The organism is Psychrobacter sp. P2G3 (genome assembly GCF_001593285.1).
GTDB lineage: Bacteria > Pseudomonadota > Gammaproteobacteria > Pseudomonadales > Moraxellaceae > Psychrobacter.
Genome location: NZ_CP012529.1, coordinates 1,531,574 through 1,555,413 on the forward strand (window position 1 = coordinate 1,531,574; position 23,840 = coordinate 1,555,413).

Here is a 23,840-nt window from a genome sequence, read left to right on the forward strand (position 1 = left end):
TAAGATAGTGATAGAAAAACCTTAAAGTGGTTTTATCTCATATAACTACGTAAAAAACTTGTTTGTTTTTTATATATGCAAATTATATATTGTCGATACAAGCGTTCATTACTCGCACTCATTACTATCTGGCACTAGCTCCAATGTCTCCGCCATATCTATAATAGCCTGCCAGTGTTTGGGCTCAAGCGGTATAACTGTCAATTGCTCGCAGCCCTTTCTAAGTAGTAATGAATCCTCAAGTGTAGGGATAAATTTCAGTTCAGATAGTGGTAAGGTTTCTTTAAAAGCTTGTTCAAAAGTCACATCGACCATATACCAGCGTGGTTCTTCTTCGGTTGCGATGGGGTCGTAATGCCGATGTTCAGGATGAAACTGGGTAGGATCAGGGTAACCAGCTTGGCTTACAGTCATGATGCCAGCGACGCCAGATGGTTTTGCGCTTGAATGATAAAAAAACACTTTATCACCTACCTTCATATCATCGCGCATAAAGTTACGAGCGCGGTAGTTGCGCACGCCGTCCCAACATTCTGTGCCCAAACGTTGTAGGTCTTCAATTCCAAAAAAGCTTGGATTAGACTTCATTAGCCAATATGCCATATCGTGTATCCTAATATTTGTCATGTGATATTAAAGCTGTTACGTAGGTTGTTATAAGAGTGTTTGCACGATTTTCTATAACCTGCGCCTTATAAGTAAAGTTTATATATTTTGCCTGTCAGATGGCATTGTTGATAGTAACGTTTGTTGATACTAGCGTTTATGAATAGTTATAGTTAGTTCAATATAAAAAAGACACGTTAATAGACTAAATTAGTAAAGACAGTGCTTTTCTTTCATGTACGTAGCCGTTATCCTAGCCGTATTTTTTGCGGTTTGCCGCCGCTTTTTATTGAATAAGTTTACGTTATGTCCATATCTGAGTTCGATAATATTACAACGCCATCTAATGTTACGAGTACTTCTTGTATAGAAGCAATAGTCATACCGTTGGCGCTATACATTCATATTCCGTGGTGTGTGAAAAAATGCCCTTATTGTGATTTTAACTCGCACGAGTTGGGCGCTGATGTACAGTTATCAATGTATGATGAGTACGTAGATACGCTCTTGCTAGATGCGCAGATGCAGCAGCCTCTAACTCAAGGACGCCAGATTAGCTCAATATTTATTGGTGGTGGTACACCGTCATTATTACCGATTGTACAGTATCAACGTTTATTTGCCGGTTTACGAGCCTGCTTTGAATTTGCGGATGATATTGAAGTTACCATGGAGGCGAATCCTGGAACTTTGGAACATGCGCCATTCGCTGAGTATCTAAAAGTAGGTATTAATCGCTTATCTATTGGGGTACAGAGCTTCGCTGCTGATAAGTTGCAAACACTTGGACGTATTCACGATCCTAAGCAGGCAACAGCAGCTATTCATGCTGCGCGCGCTGCTGGTTTTGAGCGGGTAAATGTAGACTTAATGCATGGTTTGCCGCAGCAGTCACTCAGCGAGGCATTATATGATATCCAAACAGCGCACGATGCTGGCGCAACGCACATCTCTTGGTATCAGCTGACAATTGAGCCAAATACCGTATTCTATCGCAGTCAGCCTATCCTACCTGATGAAGATAGCTTGGCTGATATTGAGGATGCAGGGCAGGCGCTGCTACAGCGTCTGGGTTATGATAACTATGAAGTATCAGCATGGGCAGGTGAGTCAGATAAGCCATGTCGACATAATGTCAATTACTGGCAGTTTGGCGATTATTTAGCAATTGGTGCTGGCGCGCACGGTAAAATAACCATAAATGATGGTTCGTTAGATAACAGTGTGTCAGGTTTATCAAAAGATAATGAGACGCTCTTAGAAGCAGGTATTTACCGTTTTAGCAAATCACGCTCTCCGAAAGACTATATGACTTATCAAGATACCCCAAAAATGGTCAATTGGCTGCCAATTGCTGATGATGAGTTGGTCAGTGAGTTTATGCTTAATGCGCTACGTTTACATGAAGGAGTGACATGGTCGCTATTTGAATCGAGAACAGGACTGAGCTATGAGAGCATAGCGCTGCAAGTGAATAAGCTAGTCGAGCAAGGCTTATTAATGAATAATACTGAGCTGTTACAACCAACTTTATTAGGTCGTCGCTATTTAAATCAGATATTGCACGCATTTTTATAAGGCTTACATGCTTAACATTTTATATATGTGCTTATAATAACAGTGATTCATCAATTACTGTTATTAAGAATCAAAAAAAGGCTTACCAAATGGCAAGCCCTTCAAACATTTAATCTAAAATGTGAAACTTAGATTTTGTTTTGAACTTCTTGAGCACTACCACTAACAGCGTTACCAGCACTTGATACGTCTTGGCCTAGACCTTTGAAAGTGTTGCAACCAGTTAATACAAACATAGCGGTCAATGATGCGATAATTACTTTTTTCATAATAATGTCCTCAAAGTGAATAGATTCATACGATGGAAGTAGTAACACTAAGCATTTTGGCTAAGTATTACTAACTAGATACAGGATAAAACTGCAAAATCATGATATCAGCCAAACATTGATATAAATGCTGTTCTGATGTCATCAAACTGTCTTGATATCCATTGCAGCCATGATAATCAAAGTTAAAATCTGTGCACAGTATCAAAATGTAATTATTGACAATAAACTGTAACTTTTAATTACGAAAGGTAGCAATCTATTTTACCTATCTGTTATTTGATAAGAGCTAATGAAACATAATTTAAGCGGGTAATAGCCTGTAGATGTCGTGAATAAAATCAATCTTCTCTAACCCTATTTATGGAAAATCTATGACCATTCATATTGTGCTAGTAGCGCCCAAAATGCCTAGCAATACTGGCAATATTATTCGTTTATGTGCCAATAGTGGCGCGCAGTTGCATTTGGTGCAACCGTTAGGCTTTGAGCTGGATGATAAAAAGTTGCGACGTGCTGGATTGGATTATCATGAATACGCACACCTGCAAGTACACGCTGATTGGTCGGCAGCGAAGCAGGCGTTACTTGAGTCAGGTTGCCGAGCAATCACAGCGTTGACGACTAAACTTAGTAAACCATTTTATGATTATAATTTCATGGCGCAAACAAATACTAATACCGACAATACACCAGCGGTAGCGCCTAGCGTAGCACTGGTTTTTGGTTCTGAAACTGCAGGTCTAGCGGATGATATACGTGAAGATATTGGTGTTGATAACTGGTTAAGATTGCCAATGTTGCCCGACTCCCGCAGTCTTAACTTGTCTAATAGTGTGGCAATATGCCTCTATGAGGTATGGCGGCAGCAAGGCTTTAATGGCGATGAAGGTCGCAGTATTGGCTATGAGACCCTCACTGTCTATGATCCAAAATAGTACTTTATAAAGAAGTGGTTTTTATAAACAGTTAGGCGGCTTTGGTAGGCCAGCCAAGCGATTGACATGACGGGCGACTAAACCAGTATGAAATAATTGCTGCAGTTTTTGGTTGCTGATATCGTGATCAGGCAAAGTCTTCTGCAACCATTTAATTAATGGACGGGTAGCTGGCGAGTGATTGAACTTAGCAAAAAAAGCACGTACCTGTTGTAGGATGGCAATATGCTCGTCATTTAGATTTACATCTAATGTATCTGCCAGTTGTTGAGCGATATCAGATGTCCAGATGCTATGGTCACAAAGATGACCGTCTTGATCTAGAGCGATGTTAGATATAGTAATATTAGATACAGTCATAAGGCGATTGTCACTACTTTATCAAACTGTGGGTCTTGGGTCATGGTTACCCAATCATCATCAGTTAAAACACCAGTTAGCTTGGCGTTTAAGTTTAGCTTGGCAGTCGTGTTGTTACTAAGCTGTGCGACATCATCAGCTAGAGCATAAATGCCAGCGATACCTTCTATATCACTATCACTTAAATAGGCATGCAGCCATTCAATAAAAGCGACAGTCGCGCCTAACAAGATAATGCTGTCACCAGCGCGCCATGTTAGTGCCATTTCTTCTGTGCTGTGCCTGAGTCTATCCATTGTGCTGTGTAATTGGTATAAAGTTGCCATATTGAGTTTCCGAATGATTGCAGATCGCAAGTTAATATATAGAAATATATACCGTTAAAAGGCTAAAATCTGCTCAAAATCTTGTGAGTTAACGACTTCTGGTATTAGCGTAAGCTGCGAGGCCAAGTCACTTGGTACCATTCCTGTAAGCCAACCGCTAAATACATCCTCAGGTAGCCAAGCTGGTGGCATGTCATATAGTTCAAGAGATTGAATCATACCGTGCAAACGAGACTTCGGCTGCATTAATAATCCAAAGACAGGGGCGTCTAAATAAAGCTGTACCTCATGACCGAAAGTTGCAAGCGTCAAGGCGAGGGCACAGCCTTCATAACTTGCCATCTCCGTTGCAATGCGCAGCTGAATGAGTAATTTCATAGGTTACTTCTCATTATTCATGATTAATATTCGTGCTCAATTGGCACTTAAAACTGTATTAGACGGCAGTTGCCTTGCATCATCATCGCAAGCTCGCTAAGTCCAACTAAATGAAAGCCATCGGCGATATTTTCACCATTCAGCTGATGGCGTGCGCTGTTATCGTTATCACTAATACCGCGACTAAGCGCGGTGCTGACGCATACAGGTAGCGAGAGCTGGTATTGCTTAGCAAGCGCTTGCCATTCTTGAGTTAAGTCGGTCTGGTCGGCTGACTGCCAGCGTAAACGATTGGCCATATGCGCCGCATCAGCATAAAAAAAGACATTTAACGACTGCGTATCGTTTTCAACGACTTCCTGCTCATTATTCTTATCAGCAGGTTGTATTTGTTGCAGCTTTACTTGTTCTAAAAGGGCACGGGCATAACGCAGCGCCAACTGAGCAAGCGGCTGGCTCGGATCAGTAGTAAGTAGGAGTAGCGGGGTCGGTTTGTTAATTGTAGGCATGGTCATATACGTAGTATCGCCAGTTATCGGTTATTATTAATATTGAAAGAAAGATGGTTGAATATAAATAACGAGATTTTATCTCTATTCAGCTTTGCATTTATGTTGATTATCATGCATTTTAGTTGTCTATCTAGTATTCTTCAACATCTTACTATCAAAAGAGTTGTCCCTAGTTTAAGTTTTAAGTATTCATGCTACCATAAAGTTGACCCAGTCAAATGCTGTATGTATTTTAATAAGCAAACTTATAAAAATACAACGACTTATCTAGTGTGACCATCTCGTAAGAAAAAACTATGAACAATCATGCTTGGTTCAGGTAGTCTTATAGTCCTATGCTGTACGGAGCTCTTATCATTATGTCACCAGCTATGCCATCTAATAAATCTAATAACCAAGGTTATCAGCCCACACCCGAACAGATACAAGTCTTAAGCACTGCAAGTGCTTTTGCCTATCAGATTTGGGAAAGTCGAACGATCTCTTGCCAGACGTTTTTGCGCAGTTATTCACTTAATCAAACGTTGACGCGTCAGCAGATAGATGACCTTATTCAGGATTATACTTTAGATGATAACTATCAGCTTGGTGATGAAACAACAGTGATGAGAGGTCTGCGCAATCTGCGAAATCTATTAATGATGCGCTGGATTTGGCAAGATGCATTGGGAATGATTGAGCTTGAGCAGTTGACTGATGAGCTTTCTGAGCTTGCTGACGGCTGTATTCTATTTGCCAAGGATTATACTTATCAGCATCTAGTCGCCCAATATGGTCAACCGACTTTTATTGATGCAAAAGGTGTAAAGCACATGGACGATATGGCAATTATGGCCATGGGTAAGCTTGGCGCGCATGAACTAAATTTATCGAGCGATATTGATTTAATATTCGTCCATCAAGCACGTGGCGAGACTGATGGAGATAAGGCACAGGGCACGCGAAGTATTGATAATAAGCGCTTTATGACCCGTCTTGGTCAAGGCATTATTAAGCTCTTGGATAATTGTACGGCAGATGGTTTTGTGTTCCGAGTAGATATGCGTTTGCGTCCATGGGGTGATGGTAGTGATTTGGCTATTCATCTGTCAGCATTACAAAAGTATTTCGCCAATCATGGTCGGGCATGGGAACGTTTTGCTTGGCTAAAAGCACGCGTAGTTGGTCAGATTACGCCACCGTTTTATGACGAGCTACAATCGCTCATCAAGCCATTCGTTTTTCGGTATTACGTTGATTATAGTGCCTTTTCAGCGCTGCGTGAGATGAAGTCGCTCATTCAAAACCAAGTCGCACAGCGAGAAGACTTAGATAATATTAAGCTTGGTGCCGGTGGTATTCGTGATATCGAGTTTATTGTACAAGCCTTTCAGCTTATTTATGGCGGTCGTCATCCACAACTGCAGGTTAAGTCCTGCCTGCAAGCAATGGAGGCACTATGTGAGCTTGAATATCTTGAGCCTCCTACCTATGAGCAGCTACAGGCGGCTTATCGGTTTTTACGTCGACTTGAGCATGGCATCCAAGCGATTAATGATCAGCAGACCCAGCGCCTGCCACATGATCTACAGTGGCAGCACAATTTGGCCATTACTTTAGGCTTTGAGAATTGGGAAGCATTATTAACAACGCTTAATCATCATCGAGACAATGTAAACGTACCATTTGAACGTATGGTAACTGAACGACAAGTACCAGCTCAAGAAGATAATAAGCTTGAGCCTGTTAATCTTGATGAACAAATTGCAAAGCTTGACACGGTATTGACAGAACAGAACCGCGCAAAACTAGAAACTTTCTGGCAATCGAAAATGGTAGCCAACCTAAGCGATGAAGCTAGAACGCGTCTAGATGATGCTTATCCAGTAATCATTCATGCTTTGCTTGCGCATCAAGAACAACAGCAGTTGGCCAATAGCGCACTACCGCGCCTGATCGCTTTGCTTGAGGCAATTTGTCGGCGCTCAATCTATCTAGTAATGATTGCAGAAAACCCTAATGCCACGGTTGAGTTGATTCCGATGTTGTCTGCCAGCCCTTGGATTGCCAATGAGCTGGCACGTTATCCTGTGTTACTTGATACCTTTTTACAGCAGCGCTATCGTCATCTGCCGGACAAGCTAGAGCTACACGACATCTTGCGTCAGCGTCTTTTGCGAGTAGAGCCTGATGACGAAGAAGAGTTGCTTAGTGTGTTGCGTTTGTTTAAAAAGAACCAAGTACTGGCCGTTGCGGCTAGTGACGTCTTGGCTGAACGGCCCATTATGAAAGTATCAGACTCCTTGACCTACATTGCAGCCGTTGTGCTAGAAGCCGCACTTGAACGTGCTTTTGCAGAATTGGTCAAGCGTTATGGTTATCCTATCGCTCAAAACGGTGATCCAGTAACCGAAGCGGATTGTGGTTTTGCTATTATTGGTTATGGTAAGCTTGGTGGCCTTGAGCTGTCTTATTCCTCTGATTTAGATTTGGTGTTTTTACACAAGATAAAAGAGCAGGGAATGACGACTGGTGAAAAGTCAGTAAGCGGGATGAAGTTCGCCGCACGCCTGGCTCAAAAGCTCATGACTTATCTCAATACGCAAACGCGTGATGGACGCGCTTATGAGATTGATATGCGTCTGCGACCATCGGGTAATGCAGGTATGATGGTGGTTTCTTGTCATGCCTTTGAGACTTATCAGCGTGAAAAAGCATGGGCTTGGGAGCATCAAGCATTGGTTCGAGCACGGGCAATATGTGGCGACAAACGTGTAACGGCACTTTTCTGTGATATTCGCCGTACAATATTATCACTGCCACGTACGCTTGATGAAGTGCGTACAGAAGTAACAAGTATGCGCATCAAGATGCAAAAGCATCTAGGTACTAGTCAGTGGCAGCAGCAAGCAGGCAAGTTCCATCTCAAGCAAGACGCTGGTGGCATCATTGATATTGAGTTTTTAGCGCAATTTGCGGTACTCGCGTATTCGCATGAGTATCCAAGCCTGACTAAGTGGAGCGACAACGTGCGTATCTTTGAAGAGGTCGCGCTGCTTGGCATTTGGGAGGAGCAAGTCTGTCAAGATTTGACAGATGCTTATTTGCGTATTCGCGCTGCCACCCATCAGTTAGCATTGGCTGAGCAATCATTGTTGGTGGATGAGTCATTGTGGACAGAGACGCGTGCGCTGGTGCAAGCTCAGTGGCAACATCTTATGGGTGTTCCCCCAAGAGAAGAGAAATAAGTTTTTCTACCAAAAGTGATATAAACAAAAGCCATGCAGTGACAAACCAAAATATTTCATTTGCTTGGCCTGCCGATGATATAATCATTTGCACACTAATACGGACTCAGTGTAAGCATGCAATTTTAATTAAAATACTTACTTAAAACTCAACAAAAAAGTTAGTCGTCAGTACTAACATAAGGATCTTTACATGAATATGGCAACACAGGAAGGCAAGCTTTGGATGAATGGCACAATGGTTGAACAGCCCGATGCCAAAGTTCATGTACTTACCCATAGTTTGCATTATGGTATGGCTGTGTTTGAAGGCGTACGTGCCTACCAGACCGCTGACAAGCGCACGGCGATTTTCCGTTTAAAAGACCATACCGACCGTCTGCTAGGTTCTGCAAAAATCTTCCAAATGGACGTACCTTTTGATGCCGCTACTTTAGAACAAGCGCATAAAGATGTAGTTAAACAAAATAACTTAGCAGAAGCTTATATTCGTCCACTTATTTGGGTTGGCGCAGAAAAGCTAGGTCTATCTTCGCATGGCAACAGTATCAATGCGATGGTTGCTGCTTGGCATTGGGGCGCTTATTTGGGCGACGAAGGTATCCAAAACGGTATCCGCGTCAAGACATCATCGTACACACATCACTTGCCTAATGTCACGATGTGCAAAGCAAAAGCCTCTAGTAACTATCCAGTATCTATTATGGCAAACCAAGAGGTTACTCGTAATGGTTACGACGAAGCTATCTTGATGGATCCGCAAGGCTATGTCTGTCAAGGTGCAGGTGAGAACTTGTTTTTGGTTAAGAATGGTGAGTTACATACTCCAGATCTAGCTGGTGGTGCACTTGACGGTATCACTCGTCGCACTATTATTCAGTTCGCTGCTGACCTAGGTATTAAAGTTACTGAACGTCGTATCACTCGTGATGAATTCTATTTAGCAGATGAAATCTTTATGACGGGCACAGCTGCTGAAGTAACACCTATCCGTGAATATGATGATCGTACTATTGGTAACGGCGGCCGCGGTGAGATCACCGAAAAGCTACAATCCTTATATTTTGATGTGGTGCATGGTCGTAATGAAAAATATATGGATTGGTTAGACTTTATTGATTAAAGTTTAGAGTAATTGAAGTGTTTCTATGTTAAAAAGCTAAGACTGTTTATTGTCTTAGCTTTTTTTATAACTACTTTTATAAAGTATAGCTACTTAAACTTTTCTCGCCATTTTATTTTTTTATTTGTTTTATAAGGATTAGGGTAGTCACTATTAAGCCCGATACTATTTTCATAATAATGGTACATTTCTTTGATATTATCTAACTTATATTCGATCAAAGTCTCATAAAACAAATGCCAAAAAAACTCATCTTTTTCAAATGGACGTGAAAGGGTAACTGCAAAGTAAGCAAGCTTATGATAAAGAGATTCTAAAGCTTGATTGTCTATAAAAGTTATTTTTTTATACAGCTCAATGTATTTATCCCAATTATCGATAGAAAGCTCATGTTTTAATTTTTGATAGAGGTGTTGACTATTCTCAGGAGTGTGACGTTCGAGCTGTTTGGATAGCTCTTGATTGTCAATTGCTACAAGTCCTTTGCCAGTGAAATTGTAATTTTTAAGACGTGTAAAGTTATATGTAGTCACTAAGCCGATTAAACTGCCTTCAGGAGAAATAATACACACTGGCTTTTGACAAGCTAAGCCTTCTATAGCGACACGCCCCATTCCAGCAACACCTAAATACCCTGGTATCAGTTCCGCTATATCTCTAACTTCACCTAAAAACCTTACTTGAGTTTTGATATCAAGAGCATTGATACGTTTGCGTAATTCTAATGGATCACCGCCGCCTGCGATGTCAATATTAGCTATATTACAACTATTTGCTGCTTGCAAAAAACGTAAAATTGACTCGTACTTTTCAGCACTTATACGACTTATTAATAGCCAAGCTGGTGTTATTTCACTTGTTTGATGTCGATATTCATTTAAATTAATTAAGTTGGGAATTACTTTAATCAAAGGTGCTTGAGAGAAATATATACCTTCTAAGTGTTTAGAGACACTGACTGATAAACTGAAACTATTACCTGTTAGACTCTGAATAAATAACCGATTAAATGGTGCGCGGTATATATCTGGTGTTCCATGAACAGTAGAGATGACAGGGATACGACAAAGTTGAGCGGCCATTACAGCTGCACAGGCAAACAAATCAAGCATATGTATGCTCAGTAATTCAATATCATGACTCTCGATAGTATCAACAACATGATCGACCAGTTTGATGAAGTCAGTCGCTAAAGACACGCTTTCTATATCAACTGTAGTAAAATGACAGGTATTGAATAGCTTAGCAATATTCGGATCAAAAGCTCTCTTGTTGGTTAGCAAGTAGACCTGATAATTGTATTTATTTAAATATTGAAATTCATCTATCCAGCGAGTCTCAATACCACCAATACCATCAATGCGGTGATAAATGAAAAGAATGTTGGTGGGTTTATTAGAGTCATTAATAGACAATTCAGATAACATAAATTATTTCCTATCCATAAATTTTATCACAGAGATTATAGTCGCTTAGTAAGTACATGAACTTAAAATATGAAACAGTAGATGCAACAACTGATTATCTTATTGCCTACTACTTAACCAACCTTACATTCTTGCACTCCATTGACTCTGCAAACGAATGATTCAATAGTCAGCTTTATTCAATAACCATGGTTCCTACAGTGTGGTTAGCTCTTGGTAAATAGAGTCAAAAATGTGGACACTGACAAACTTATCTTTGGTAGCAATAGGATGATAGCTGCACAATTTGCGCCAACTATAACCGTCTGATCTATAAATAATCTAGGGTTTAAGTCCATTAATTAGCAATTTAGTAACACTCGAACTTATGTTGGTTTGGAAATTATTAACCCCATAAAATCTCATGATAAAGGTTATTAAGAAAGGAATGGCATTTGTCCAAGTGAGGGTAATAGTCGTAATTCTTATGATGCTAACCAGTATTAAAGTACCAAGGCGGCACTGGCACCAACAATTAAAAACTAAAATGCTTACTGAGAGGCTGTTGTTTTACCTATGCAATTAAAAGTGTCAGCTTATTCATCAGAGTACAGTTTAGTAATAATAGAGTGTTTATTGCTGATCGTCTCATCAATCAGTACAGATACGGCGCGAATATTGCAAGTTTAATGAATGTTATCATTTACGGCTGCGTTTGTTTTGGTAATGCCCATTGCTTTGGTAAAAATGGATACATTGGCAATAGCAAAGATGTGACATTACAATTGGTAAGTATGACAATATCACCAAGCACCCCACACGTTAAGCAATCTCTTAAATGATTTTATGCCAGCGCATAAAATGAGGTCAGACATAATGCTGTTAAGATAGATTGATAAAAGCTGTATAATACCCATGATAATAAAGGGGAGGTGATACTTGTAAGAGTTCAATTGCCACTCGCTACCCTAATTAAGGCCTTCGATAACGTCGAGCGGGACGGCTCCTGGGAATAAAGGTTGGTACTATAGAATTAACTAAGAAGCAATTATATTCAGTCTTGTTTCTTACTAGAGCCAATGTACAATTTTTTTAATTGCTGGCTCAAAAACTTACTCTAAATATTTGCTATAAGAGCTCGATATATAAAACCAAACTGCGATACAATTCAACTATTTATTGTTTTTACACTATTGATTTATGAGGATGGTATATGGATATCGATACTATTAAGGTATTTGTTGGTTGTGATCCTAATAATTGTGATTTAGAACAGATGATGGTACTAGATTATAGTATTCATAAATATACAAGCTTGCCGGTAGAGATTGTGTGGATGCAACTGTCACGTGATCCGCAAAGTTTTTGGTATTCAAATCCTGAGACCGGTGAAGGCTGGAATACCACTAAATGGCCAACTCCTTTTTCAGGGTTTCGCTGGGCGATACCTGAATATTGCAATTATTCAGGACGAGCAATCTATATGGATGCAGATATGATTGTACTGTCTGATCTAGCCGAATTATGGGCACATCCTATAAATGGTAAATCCATTGTAGCAGCTAAGACAAAAGCTGATATGACGCGTCTTTGTACTTGTGTTTGGGATTGCGATCTTGCAAAAAATACTATTCCATCAGTAACCAAACTAAGAAAAGATCCTAAAGGTCATCGTAAAATGATGAAGCTAATCAAAAAAGATCCTGCGCTTGTTGAACCTTATCAAGATAGCTTCAACTGTGTGGATGGAGAAGGTTTAGCGATTGAAGATATTAGGATATTACATTATTCAGATATGGGTACTCAGTTTAGCCATAAACATTCATTAAATAGATTGAGTGAAGAAGGGCGCGAGCATTGGTTTGATGGAGAGATAATGTCACATCCAAGACAGGATTTGGCGGATCTATTCGATAAGTACTATGACGAAGCGATAACTAATGGTTATCAGTTAGATAGTTATCGTGTTAAGCCTTTCGGAGATTTTCCAAAAAAGACCCAGCAACGTTATACCGGTAATAAGGTTACACGCCCAGAAGCTTCTAAATCTTTTTTTTCGAAAGTTTTTAAACGTTAAATAGAAATCTCTAATTAAGACTTTATAGCACTTTGCAAATGCTTGCGTATACTTATTAGTGATACATTAGAAATGTGAAATTAAGGTTACTCCTTGATCATTGATAAAGTAGATACCACTTTACGAATAGGTCATTATTTATGAATAAACGTACCAAAATAGCGGTACTTGTTATTAACTGCCTACAAGGCGGTGGTGCAGAGCGTTCTGTACTCACACTAGGGCAAGGCTTTTATGATTTAGGCTATGATGTACATGTTTTGAGGTTTAAGCCGCTTGTAGAGTATGATCTAAACTCGAACTTAAACTATCACTTACTCAGGTTTAAGCCTTATAAGTTGATTCCAGGAGTAGCGCGACGTCACAAGATTTTTGCGCGTGCTGTTGATAACTATATTTTAAATAAAATTGGCCAACCTGATATTGTACTATCGAACCTAGAACGCCCAGATAATATTTTTCGCTATAGTCAGCTATCAAACGTAGCTTATGTAATTCATAGTACATTGTCGTTATATTATAAATTTAGCCAAGTAAATGACATTGATAAGCTTAAATCTAAACTGAAAGACATCTACTCTCAACATCCATGCGTATGCGTTAGTGATGGAGTCAGAGATGACTTTATTCATCATCTTGGTGACATCACGCCTATAAAGACTATCAACAACCCTATCGATAGAGATGGTATTCAAGAATTAGCCAAAGCATTTGTTCCTGAATATCAAAATTATATTATCCATGTTGGTAGTTTTAAAGAGGCTAAACGCCATGATATTTTATTGAAGGCTTATGCTAAAACCGACCAATCCTTACCATTGTTACTTCTAGGGCAGGGTAAGCTCAAAAGTGATATAGAGCAGTTGATTACTGATCTTGACTTAACAGATAAAGTAAAACTTTTAGGCTTCCATAAAAACTCATATCCTTACGTCAAACATGCCCAATTTGAAGTAATGACTTCTAATAGAGAAGGGTTTCCGATGGTTCTTGCAGAAGCACTAGCACTAGGAACACCAATTATAAGTACGGACTGTCAGTCTGGCCCTAAAGAGATGCTCCCTGAACAAAACCTTATGCCAGTAGATGATATTGATGCTATTGCTGATAAATTAAGCCAAGCTATGAAAAATTCAAACCAATTTTACGCAACTTTTGATGAGTCACTTCTCCCTAAGGAAATCGCTAAGCAATACCTTGCGTTTTTGAAAGAAGTTTCTAATTAATAGCATATTTCTTAATGGTATACCTTGGCTCATTTTCAACAGATCGTAATATTATCTTGATGAAAATATAAATAAATTTACTGATAGTACCAGCAAAAAAAGAGAAAACTTAGGATGAAAAAAGCAGTTGTAGTTAGCCTTATTAATGAACATGAACGCCGTAAACATATTGATGACTTGTTCAATGAGCATAGTATTGATTTTAGCTATTTTGATGCTATCAATAAAGCTCAAGTTGAAAATACCCTGCAGAAGTATGGTCTTGCTGTTACTTCAGAAAGAATATCGAAAGGAGAAGTTGCTTGTTATTTAAGTCACTATTGTTTGTGGGAGCAAGTCATAGAAAATGAAATGCCATACTTGATGGTGTTTGAGGATGACGTTTATTTTTCAAAAGAAGCTAAAGATCTATTAAACAGTTCGGAATGGCTACCAAGTGATTTCGATGTGATTAAACTTGAAACTATGCATGGAAGAGTATTGGTTAATAAAGGTACTAACTTAACATCAGATCATAAGTTATGTCGGATGAAAAGCAGTCATATGGGTATGGCGGGATACATTGTTAGCCAAAAAGGTGCTCAAAAGCTAGTTAAAATGACACGAGAGCTAGGAGTGGATAGACCTGTTGATCATATAATGTTCGATAGACTGATTGAGCAGAAAACAAGCAATGTATATCAAGTATCCCCAGCATTATGTATTCAAGATAAAATATATAATGAACAATCTACGCGCTTTGGAAGCTGTCTTGAAGAAGAAAGGCAGTCACGACCCGTTGTCAAAATCAAACTCTCTGCACAGCAAAAAATTAATAGAGAGTTAACTAGACTATGGACACAGATGAATTTAGCTAATCTATCACGCTCATTACTATTGACTATTAACGGCTATAAAAGGCAAGAAATAGAATATAAAGAGTAGTGCTGATGCATTAGCTTGCAAATAGGGTTATCTCAGTCAATAAGCTCTAAGTATCTGGCAGCAGCATAATCAGGATAAAACTTCTCATCTAAAGCCACTGCAAAAATTTCAGGCCTACCTATAACCTCTATCATTTTTTGTGCTAAAGCCTCAGTATAACCTACAGGGACCAAGTTTTTGGAAGGTAATACTTCAGGAGGACCTGATGGACAAGCAGTACTAATGACCGGAGTTCCTAAAGAAATGGCTTCAAGCATGGCAATATTCAAGCCTTCATAGTCTGACGATATCACCATCGCAGTAGCATTTTTAATGTAAGGATAGGGGTTGGAAGTCAATCCTATAAAATGAACACGATCAGCGACACCCAGTTGTCTAGTCAGCGCTTCACATGCTGGACGTTCTACTCCATCACCGACTAATACTAAATCAACGTCTAAGTTGCTTTTTGCATAAGCTTCGATTAATACGTCATGTCTTTTTGCCATTTTAAAAGTACTGACGTTTATTAAGTAGTCTTGATACGTAGGTGTAAATAGCGCTGATAGATCATCAGCCTTTTGTACATCAACAGGATCATAAATGGTCGTTATATTAATAGTTTGCTCTAACAGAGTAGGTAAGTCTGCGGTTACACCTTCGCTTACACCTATGCATGGCTTTGATAAGTAGATATCTTTCAATTGCTTCAACGATCTGGGTGACATACTGTGAAGCTTAGACAACGTATTGTGAACCACTAGATAGACGTTGTCTAACTGACTGTATGCCAAAAACTGATCGATAGATTTCAAGTTAGACAGCAATAAGTCTGGAGCGCCTATATTCTTTATAACAAACGCATCCATTGCTCTTGCTATGATTTTCTTTCGCATGAATCTTGGTATCTTGCGATAATTATCATATGGAAAGATATGTATAGGTATATCGCTAGGAACAGGTAATGCAACTTCTTCTCGTAGTAGTAAAATATGTACGTTATGTTGTGCTTTTTTCAAAGCTTTGGCTAAAGTAATTACAAATTGCTCGGCACCTCCAATACTTAGAGAAGGTATGGCTAAAATAATAGTCTTTGGATTCTTATTTAGATTGGCAGGTATTGTCATAATTTTTGTCTATAATTAAATATGAATAATAGTCAGAGTCATTCTTAAGTAGTGCATACAATATACTTAATCAAAATTAAATAGCTTTTTAGATACTGAAGAATGGTTGATTAAGGGGACACCCAGTTTGTTATAAACTTTACCCATTAAATTAAAAGAGGGCACAATGCGATCAGCGACTGCTTTATCGAGTTTAGATGGAGCATTATTGCTATTATCTTCATAAAAACGTGGTTTATTACTGTTTAATAGATCAATACCATACAAATGGATAGCCCCAGCTTGCCGTGAAAATGCTAATTGAGCTGCGATATAAGCAACCGTTCCTGCTTCAATAAAACCATCAGTGACATCTAATGATACTCCAATAGCCTCTGGCTCGTGAGAAGAGTCGATAACAAAGCTAGAATGATTAGCAAATTTACTAAGCTCTATCTTTTTACTCATGATTTTTTTAATGATAGGTAAGGAAGTTAGCCAGCGCGTATTAGTTTTATCACTTAGCGGTCTGTCAGCAGGAAATATTACCCTCATGTTTTCGTGATACTGAGAGATTAAATTAGGTAAACTGGCTCTGATTGCATCATAAACAGCGACGGTAGCGTATAAAGGTTGTCCTTTGTAATATTGACTCAAAACCTCAGGGTTATTTTTAATGAATCTAGCATCACTGATTACATAACCTACAATATTAGAAAAAGAATGCTCTCTAGTTAAGCTCAAGCTACCATTGACGAATATACTTGGTTCAGAAATTAATGACTCATGGAAAACTAAATCTGCAATAGAAGGACCAGATGCAAAAATATTTACCACTTGTTTATTTAAGTTTTGATTAGCCTCATTTGCGTTAAAAGTTTTGATGACAATAGTTTTTTCATCAACACTTAGATCTATGGTGTTGGGGAGGTTCAAGGCTTTTTTTATATTATCATCCAATATAATACTTCCTGTATGGGGTTGGGAATTAGCCAGCGCCTAGTGCTTGTAATTAGATACTTGGTTACAGCCAATACTTTTTTAGCCAAGGACTTGGCTTCACATGGCGATACCATTTACCACCGCCTCCAGCTATCGCATCTGGTGGATTAATCTCCCCGTGGAAGATAACGATTTTTGCACCGTCAGGAAGTTTTGGTGCTCGCATAAAATTAAAAGGAATGGGCGCAATGCATTGATATTTAAAGCTGACGCACCATTCCTTATCCCAGTATTCTAAATGATGATGTTCACGTAAATAGTTAGATAGATAAGCCTGTTCATGGCGTACTTCCGAGCTGATTTTAGCAAAATTCTGCTCAAAATTATTTAGTAAGTTGGTGTAAGTGTTTTGACCGATTTTAAATCGATACACTGAGCTATTACCTACCATGCGCCATGGCTTTTTCCAGTCACGGATAATCACGACACTATCATCATGTTCGGCTTTATAAGTGAAGAAGCTATCAATATTGTCAACGATAACGATATCAATATCTAAAAATAGCGCGATACCTTTTAGACCATATAATTCAGGCTTAAAAGTAGTGAGCTTTTTCCAGCCGCGCTCAGGTAGCCCAGATGGTAGATTAAGTTCAGGGATAGGATAGCATTTTACTGCAGGATCAATACCGCTACTATCATCAGTTAGGCAAACCATTTGAAAGTCTAAAGTCAGATGCCTACTGACCATATTGTACAAGCGGTTGACGTATTCAGGACCATACTTGTTACCCCATTTCATACAGATGATATAACGCTGTTCAGTCTTACTATCGCTGGTATGAACTTGAACGGTAGATAAGGATTCAGTTGTGTCAGTTGCCATAATAGACTCGTATGGATATCAAGGAAGGATTGAGAATGCTGCTAATCTTAGCATAGATGTGATTATCTGTACGTTAGCAAGCTTAAGCGTACGTACTAGGTATCTACACTATCGTTACGATGCTCAGCCTGATTGACACGAATAAAATCAGCTAAAGCAGTCTCACTAGCGCGATAAGGGTTGCCCAAGACAGGTAAGTTTTTGAAACGTCGATAACCCCACATATAATGGTTAAAGTTATCGGTAATCATATTTTCCATAGCCTGATTTAGTGCATCTGCAGCAATAGAGGCATCACGATCGTATAGTGTTGGGTCATCTAGCTTATAACAATAAATATCAAAACCGCGCCCATCATCGCGGCGGATACAAGATATTCCGACCAATGCACATTTGGTTTTGCTGGCAAGTTTTGAGGCAAGCGTGCTGGTCAAAGTCTTAACACCAAAGAAGGGTACAACGACACCACCTGAAGGATCAGGAACGTGATCGGGCAGTACAATACTAAAACCACCTTGTTTGAGGGTTTTAAATACTGCTTTGACACCACTACCATCGGTAGGTACTAGCGTTGCATTAAGACGTGCACGGCCTTGGAGGACAAAGTTATTTGTGATATTACCCTTGACAGGCTTGTACATGATAGTCGGCGCGCCAAATTGATTAAGCCAAGCGTTCATCATCTCCCATGTACCGAGATGCGGTACGATAGCGAGCATGCCATTAGGGTTGGCAAGTCCTTCTAATAAAATATCTATATTATGGACATCACAAATTTGAGCAATGCTCCATTCGGGCAACATTGCCCAGCTTTTGATAGATTCGACGCTACTTAAGCACTGATGACGAACAATATCTTTAACTAAAGTTTGTTTCTGAGATTCAGATAGTTTAGGGGCGATAAGCCTCATATTGATTTTGATAGTGCGCACCAAACTCGAATTTGGTAGCCACATTATAATCAAAGCCACAAAACGTGCCAGCATCTGTAATACAGACAGTGGCACGTACTTGAAAATATGATACGGATTCATAAACATTCACATAGTGATGAATCACATAATAAGACATTGAATGAATAACCGTTCATTATCAAACCATCTATTGAGAAGGTTTGTTGGTGTCGGCTTGCGCTTTTTCGCGCACACGAATACCAAGATCACGTAGCTGCTTGCTATCGACTTCAGCAGGTGCTTGGGTCAATGGGCACTCAGCAGTTTTGGTTTTTGGGAAGGCAATGACATCACGAATAGAGTCCGCACCGACCATGAGCATAATTAAGCGATCTAAACCAAAGGCCAAACCACCATGCGGAGGCGCACCGAATTTTAATGCGTCAAGCAAGAAACCAAACTTGTCTTCAGCCTCTTGCTCGCCGATACCTAAAGCATCAAGTACGGCTTGCTGCATATCAAAGGTATTAATACGTAAGCTACCACCGCCAACTTCTGTACCATTCAGTACCATATCATAAGCAATAGATAGAGCGTTTTCTGGACTATCTTTTAGCTCCTGCACTGATCCTTTAGGCTTAGTAAACGGATGGTGCATTGATGTCCAGCGACCATCATCAGTTTGCTCAAACATTGGGAAGTCAGTCACCCAAAGTGGTGCCCACTTACACGTCGTCATTTCTAAATCTAGACCAATTTTCTGACGTAGTGCACCGATTGCATCATTGACGATACTGGCTTTATCCGCACCGAAGAAGATAATATCGTTGCTTTCAGCACCAGTACGCTCAATCAAGCTGACCAATACATCATCAGTCATGTTTTTGATGATAGGAGACTGTAGGCCAGATTCTTGCTCCACGCCGTTGTTGATGTTGCTGGCGTCATTGACTTTAATGTACGCCAAACCGCGCGCACCATAGATACCAACAAACTTGGTATAGGCTTCAATCTGCTTACGACTTAATGAGGCGCCACCAGGGATGCGTAGGGCAGCAACGCGACCTTTAGGATCGTTAGCAGGACCGGAAAATACTTTAAATTCAACGTCTTTCATCAAGTCTGCAACGTCGACCAATTTTAATGGAATACGTAAGTCAGGCTTGTCTGACGCATAGTCACGCATTGCTTCAGCATAAGTCATACGTGGGAATTGCTCAAATTCAACATCCATCATAGTTTTAAATAGATGCTTGATAAGACCTTCGTTGATATTCATGATTTCTTCTTCATTTAAGAAAGAAGTCTCAATATCGACTTGGGTAAATTCAGGCTGACGGTCAGCACGTAAATCTTCATCACGGAAACACTTAGCGATTTGATAATAGCGATCAAATCCTGACACCATTAATAACTGCTTGAACAACTGCGGTGATTGCGGTAAGGCAAAGAAGTTACCTGGGCGCGTACGTGAAGGTACAAGATAGTCACGAGCACCTTCAGGCGTAGCACGAGTCAAAATAGGGGTTTCAACATCCAAAAAGCCATGATCGTCTAAATAACGACGAATTGCTGAAGTGGCTTTGGCGCGGAACACCATACGCTCTTGCATTTGCGGACGACGCATATCAAGATAGCGATACTTTAAACGCAAATCTTCTGAAACCGTTGTATTTTCATCATTCAAAGGAAAAGGCGGGGTTTCAGATTTGGCTAATACTTCAATCTCTTTGCCCAATAGCTCAATTTGACCGCTGGTCATATTAGCGTTTTCAGTACCTTCATAACGACGACGAACGCGGCCAGTGATTTTAAGTACATATTCAGGGCGTACCGCATCAGCAGTGGCAAATGCTTCTGGGGTATCGGGATCGACCACTACCTGCAGAAGGCCTGCACGGTCACGCATGTCTAAGAAGATCACCCCACCATGATCGCGACGACGATGTACCCAGCCTACGATACTAATAGTTTGTTCCAGCAAGCTTTCAGTGACAGCACCACAATATTCGTCTCGGTATTCGCTGTGCATCGCCATTTCGCTATCCGTTGTAATACTCTGCGTCATAATATTAGTTATCCAGTTGTCAGCCCAGTTCAAAGTACAATAATGCAGCCATCGCTATGTGATTTCAACCATCGCTATTTTTTGATTAACCCAGTACAAACTATTATGGCAACTATAGCCATTTAGTAAGCTTGGCGTAGTTTGTCGATTGAAATTATTGGTTCAAATGGCGCCGCTATCTTAATGCATGTTGTATTCATGTCATTAAAAAATAGCAAATAAAACGCGATCAAGACAAATCCTCGTCGCGTTGGCTGCATAAAAATAGATGTAAGCGCATATTATGCCTAAAGTGCTTTTGTTATACAACTCTCCTCGCGCAATCCTAGTACAATCAACCATTACTGATGAGGTGACATAAGATTATTACAGTACTCTTATACCGTTAGCTCATAAAGTGATTAAATATTGCCACCTTGCTTGAAAACTATCTATAACGTGCACATATCAAGCTAACGCTAACCCTATAATGTAAACAAGCTAGCATCTTATTTAAGGAAACCGCTTCATGCTATTTCATCCTTCTAAAAACCCTGTTGAGTTAAGAATTATTCATCTAAATAAAAGCCAAGAACAACGTCGCCAAGATTTAATGGAAGCGACGCAAGGCAAAGCTGCATTAAAACAGTTAAAAAAGCGCATGGCCAAAAAAGCCAAGCAAGCTCTAAAAGATAAAGCCAAAGGTAAAAATAAAGGCCAGCAAGTATTCGTACTCGACTTCGATGGTGATCTTAAAGCGACTGCTGTTAAGCATTTACGTGAAGAGATTAGTACGCTAATAAGTACGGCTAATGAAGGTGATGAGGTCGTTGTGCGTCTCGAATCAGGTGGTGGCTTAGTGCATGGATATGGGCTTGCAGCAGCGCAGTTAGCTCGTCTAAAAGATGCGGAGCTTAAGTTGACCGTCTGTGTGGATAAAGTAGCTGCGAGCGGCGGTTACATGATGGCCTGTGTTGCTGATAAGATTATCGCAGCACCATTCGCTGTTATCGGTTCGATTGGCGTAGTCTCGCAGCTACCGAACTTCCATAAATGGCTCAAAAACCACGATGTTGATTACGAGATGTTCACAGCAGGTAACTACAAGCGTACCGTGACCGTGTTTGGTGAAAATGATGCTGAAGATCGAGCCAAATATCAAGAAGAGCTTGAGCAAACGCATGTGCTATTTAAACATTTTGTCAATCGCTATCGCTCAATGCTAGATTTAGATAAAGTGGCTACCGGCGAGCATTGGTATGGTGAAGATGCTTTGCATCTCAATTTGGTTGATAAACTCCAAACCTCGGATAGCTACCTTTTAGAGCTGATGGATAATAATGAAGTCTATGCACTGCATTCACGCCAAAAGCCAACCTTGGCAGAAAAATTAGGGCTGTCGCAAGCGGCAGAAGCAACTTTGAGTATGGCTGCTGATAAGCTACCTGATGCTTTGATGCGCTTTGATTTTAACAGTCGTTTAAATATTTTAAAATAGAATATTAGCGATTAGATGCAATCATAAGACACGAAATTATTGCTGAAAATTGTGTATTGATTTAACAAATTTGTTTAGTAAATATAAAGGTGTGGCCTAGTCGGTCGCGCCTTTTTTGCTGTTTATTCATAATGGCTATGTTATAAATGTAGCAGATGGGAAAGAGTAAACGTACGTACACCGTAAAAGCTAAACTAGATCTTTATATAAAATATATAACAAGGAAGAGGAATATAATAATGTCTACCAATACATCTACTGCTATGTTTACCGCAACGCCACATGGCCAAGCTATGTATGAGCAAGTCAAAGACTTTATCGCTACTCAAATTGAGCCGATAGAAGCGCAGTTTTGGCAAGATTGTCACGAGCAAAATCCTGATGGCAATTGGAAAAACTGGCAATGGCCTGAAAAATACGAAAGCTTACGTAAACAAGCTCGTGAAGCTGGTCTATGGAATCTGTTTCTACCTGATGACACGTTAGGTGCTGGGTTATCAGTTACTGATTATGCACCGATTGCGGAGTTGACAGGACGTAGCTTATTAGCGCCTTATGTCTTTAACTGCAACGCTCCTGATAGCGGCAATATGGAGCTGCTATGGCGTTATGGTTCTGAGGAGCAGCAGGACAGATGGTTGACGCCATTATTAGAAGGTAAAACCCGCTCGGTATTTTGTATGACTGAGCCTGAAGTAGCGTCAAGTGATGCGACCAATATGCAGGCAACTGCTGTGGTTGAAGGTGATGAAATAGTCATTAATGGTAGCAAATGGTGGTCATCTGGCCTTGGTGACCCTGCCGTTGATGTATTGATTGTTATGGCTTATACCCCTGACGAGAGTAAAGATCGTCACCATCAGCATTCTATGGTATTGGTACCAGCGAAAAATGCAGGGGTCAATATCGAGCGCATGCTAAAAGTATTCGGTGATTATGATGCACCGCATGGTCATGGCGAAGTTAGCTTTGACAATGTTCGCGTACCTGTCGATAGCTTTATCGGCGGACCGGGTATGGGCTTTGAGATTGCTCAAGGTCGACTAGGGCCAGGTCGCATTCATCACTGCATGCGTTGTATTGGTGCAGCGGAGAAGTCGTTAGAATTGGCAGTGAAACGCGGCATGGAACGTACCGCATTTGGCCAGCCGCTATTACAACTAGGTGGTAACCTCGAGCGTATCGCTGAGGCACGTATCAAAATCGATCAAGCACGTCTGCTTACATTATATGCCGCGCAAAAAATGGATGCACAAGGCACTAAAGCCGCATTGACTGAGATATCAGCCATTAAAGTTGTAGCGCCAACGGTATTACAAGAAGTTGTCGATATGGCGATTCAAATTCATGGCGGTATGGGCGTGTGCCAAGATACGCTGTTGCCAAGCTTTTTTGCACAAGCGCGCGCGCTGCGCTTAGCCGATGGTCCTGACGAAGTGCACAAAACTATGATTGCCAAATTAGAACTAAAGCGTCAAGGGTTTCGCCTTAAACGCTAAATAATAATTCGCGAGTAATTAAAATAGCCTAAGCAGGAAT

Annotated in this window: 21 protein-coding genes; 9 read left to right on the top strand and 12 right to left on the bottom strand. The window is 40.1% G+C overall.

The annotated features are described in order from the left end of the window. Window positions 1-108 precede the first annotated feature (108 nt). On the bottom strand, window positions 109-603 hold the full coding sequence (locus tag AK823_RS06410; protein ID WP_068327428.1) for an EVE domain-containing protein: 495 nt from the start codon (window positions 601-603) through the stop codon (window positions 109-111). A 309-nt stretch (window positions 604-912) separates the two neighbouring features. Between AK823_RS06410 and hemW the strand changes: the two genes are divergently transcribed. Further along, window positions 913-2,184 carry a radical SAM family heme chaperone HemW gene (gene hemW / locus AK823_RS06415; RefSeq protein ID WP_068327431.1) on the top strand — a complete coding sequence of 424 codons (1,272 nt, stop codon included), beginning with the start codon at window positions 913-915 and terminating at the stop codon, window positions 2,182-2,184. Window positions 2,185-2,312: 128 nt separating this feature from the next. Here the strand turns inward: hemW and AK823_RS06420 are convergent, their stop codons facing one another. After that, complete coding sequence (locus AK823_RS06420) at window positions 2,313-2,453, bottom strand: entericidin A/B family lipoprotein (RefSeq protein ID WP_068035587.1); 141 nt, start codon at window positions 2,451-2,453, stop codon at window positions 2,313-2,315. A gap of 374 nt (window positions 2,454-2,827) precedes the next feature. On the opposite strand from AK823_RS06420, the gene AK823_RS06425 reads away from it, so the two are divergent. Continuing rightward, entirely contained in the window at window positions 2,828-3,391 is a 564-nt protein-coding gene (locus AK823_RS06425; protein WP_068327434.1) for a tRNA (cytidine(34)-2'-O)-methyltransferase, read from the top strand. A gap of 21 nt (window positions 3,392-3,412) precedes the next feature. On the opposite strand, the gene AK823_RS06430 is transcribed toward AK823_RS06425, so the two are convergent. The 4 genes from AK823_RS06430 to tusD are packed head-to-tail and all read right to left on the bottom strand — an operon-like array spanning window position 3,413 to window position 4,970. Continuing rightward, window positions 3,413-3,751: a TusE/DsrC/DsvC family sulfur relay protein gene (locus tag AK823_RS06430; protein WP_068327437.1), complete on the bottom strand. Its 339-nt coding sequence runs from the start codon at window positions 3,749-3,751 to the stop codon at window positions 3,413-3,415. Then, complete coding sequence (locus AK823_RS06435) at window positions 3,748-4,077, bottom strand: hypothetical protein (protein ID WP_068327440.1); 330 nt, start codon at window positions 4,075-4,077, stop codon at window positions 3,748-3,750. Before AK823_RS06435 ends, AK823_RS06430 begins: the two co-directional genes overlap by 4 nt. A gap of 54 nt (window positions 4,078-4,131) precedes the next feature. Beyond that, window positions 4,132-4,455, bottom strand: coding sequence for a hypothetical protein (locus tag AK823_RS06440; protein ID WP_068327443.1), 324 nt, complete (start codon window positions 4,453-4,455; stop codon window positions 4,132-4,134). 47 nt (window positions 4,456-4,502) lie between these two features. Then, entirely contained in the window at window positions 4,503-4,970 is a 468-nt protein-coding gene (tusD, locus tag AK823_RS06445) for a sulfurtransferase complex subunit TusD (RefSeq protein ID WP_343286418.1), read from the bottom strand. 356 nt (window positions 4,971-5,326) lie between these two features. Between tusD and glnE the strand changes: the two genes are divergently transcribed. Together glnE and AK823_RS06455 are read left to right on the top strand one after the other, a co-directional pair. Beyond that, window positions 5,327-8,194: a bifunctional [glutamate--ammonia ligase]-adenylyl-L-tyrosine phosphorylase/[glutamate--ammonia-ligase] adenylyltransferase gene (gene glnE, locus AK823_RS06450; protein WP_068327451.1), complete on the top strand. Its 2,868-nt coding sequence runs from the start codon at window positions 5,327-5,329 to the stop codon at window positions 8,192-8,194. A gap of 193 nt (window positions 8,195-8,387) precedes the next feature. Then, a complete protein-coding gene (locus AK823_RS06455) occupies window positions 8,388-9,317 on the top strand; it encodes a branched-chain amino acid transaminase (protein WP_068327454.1) in 930 nt (309 codons plus the stop codon). 89 nt (window positions 9,318-9,406) lie between these two features. On the opposite strand, the gene AK823_RS06460 is transcribed toward AK823_RS06455, so the two are convergent. Then, window positions 9,407-10,744 carry a glycosyltransferase gene (locus AK823_RS06460; protein WP_068327457.1) on the bottom strand — a complete coding sequence of 446 codons (1,338 nt, stop codon included), beginning with the start codon at window positions 10,742-10,744 and terminating at the stop codon, window positions 9,407-9,409. Window positions 10,745-11,936: 1,192 nt separating this feature from the next. On the opposite strand from AK823_RS06460, the gene AK823_RS06465 reads away from it, so the two are divergent. The 3 genes from AK823_RS06465 to AK823_RS06475 all read left to right on the top strand — a co-directional run bounded on the left by AK823_RS06465 (window position 11,937) and on the right by AK823_RS06475 (window position 14,950). Further along, complete coding sequence (locus AK823_RS06465) at window positions 11,937-12,800, top strand: glycosyltransferase (RefSeq protein ID WP_068327459.1); 864 nt, start codon at window positions 11,937-11,939, stop codon at window positions 12,798-12,800. 140 nt (window positions 12,801-12,940) lie between these two features. Continuing rightward, window positions 12,941-14,026 carry a glycosyltransferase gene (locus AK823_RS06470; protein ID WP_068327462.1) on the top strand — a complete coding sequence of 362 codons (1,086 nt, stop codon included), beginning with the start codon at window positions 12,941-12,943 and terminating at the stop codon, window positions 14,024-14,026. Between the two features lie 114 nt (window positions 14,027-14,140). After that, complete coding sequence (locus AK823_RS06475; protein WP_068327465.1) at window positions 14,141-14,950, top strand: glycosyltransferase family 25 protein; 810 nt, start codon at window positions 14,141-14,143, stop codon at window positions 14,948-14,950. A gap of 32 nt (window positions 14,951-14,982) precedes the next feature. Here AK823_RS06475 and AK823_RS06480 read toward each other — a convergent pair whose 3' ends face one another. The 5 genes from AK823_RS06480 to aspS all read right to left on the bottom strand — a co-directional run bounded on the left by AK823_RS06480 (window position 14,983) and on the right by aspS (window position 20,824). After that, window positions 14,983-16,056: a glycosyltransferase gene (locus AK823_RS06480; RefSeq protein ID WP_068327467.1), complete on the bottom strand. Its 1,074-nt coding sequence runs from the start codon at window positions 16,054-16,056 to the stop codon at window positions 14,983-14,985. Between the two features lie 66 nt (window positions 16,057-16,122). Then, on the bottom strand, window positions 16,123-16,995 hold the full coding sequence (locus AK823_RS06485) for a hypothetical protein (RefSeq protein WP_228138925.1): 873 nt from the start codon (window positions 16,993-16,995) through the stop codon (window positions 16,123-16,125). Between the two features lie 64 nt (window positions 16,996-17,059). Then, window positions 17,060-17,863: a glycosyltransferase gene (locus AK823_RS06490; RefSeq protein WP_068327469.1), complete on the bottom strand. Its 804-nt coding sequence runs from the start codon at window positions 17,861-17,863 to the stop codon at window positions 17,060-17,062. A gap of 95 nt (window positions 17,864-17,958) precedes the next feature. After that, window positions 17,959-18,897, bottom strand: a complete 939-nt coding sequence (locus tag AK823_RS06495) for a lysophospholipid acyltransferase family protein (protein WP_068327472.1) — start codon at window positions 18,895-18,897, stop codon at window positions 17,959-17,961. A gap of 67 nt (window positions 18,898-18,964) precedes the next feature. Then, entirely contained in the window at window positions 18,965-20,824 is a 1,860-nt protein-coding gene (gene aspS, locus AK823_RS06500) for an aspartate--tRNA ligase (RefSeq protein WP_228138926.1), read from the bottom strand. A gap of 508 nt (window positions 20,825-21,332) precedes the next feature. Between aspS and sohB the strand changes: the two genes are divergently transcribed. Then, window positions 21,333-22,301, top strand: a complete 969-nt coding sequence (sohB, locus tag AK823_RS06505) for a protease SohB (protein WP_068327475.1) — start codon at window positions 21,333-21,335, stop codon at window positions 22,299-22,301. A gap of 263 nt (window positions 22,302-22,564) precedes the next feature. Beyond that, window positions 22,565-23,800 carry an acyl-CoA dehydrogenase family protein gene (locus AK823_RS06510; protein ID WP_068039123.1) on the top strand — a complete coding sequence of 412 codons (1,236 nt, stop codon included), beginning with the start codon at window positions 22,565-22,567 and terminating at the stop codon, window positions 23,798-23,800. Window positions 23,801-23,840 lie beyond the last annotated feature (40 nt).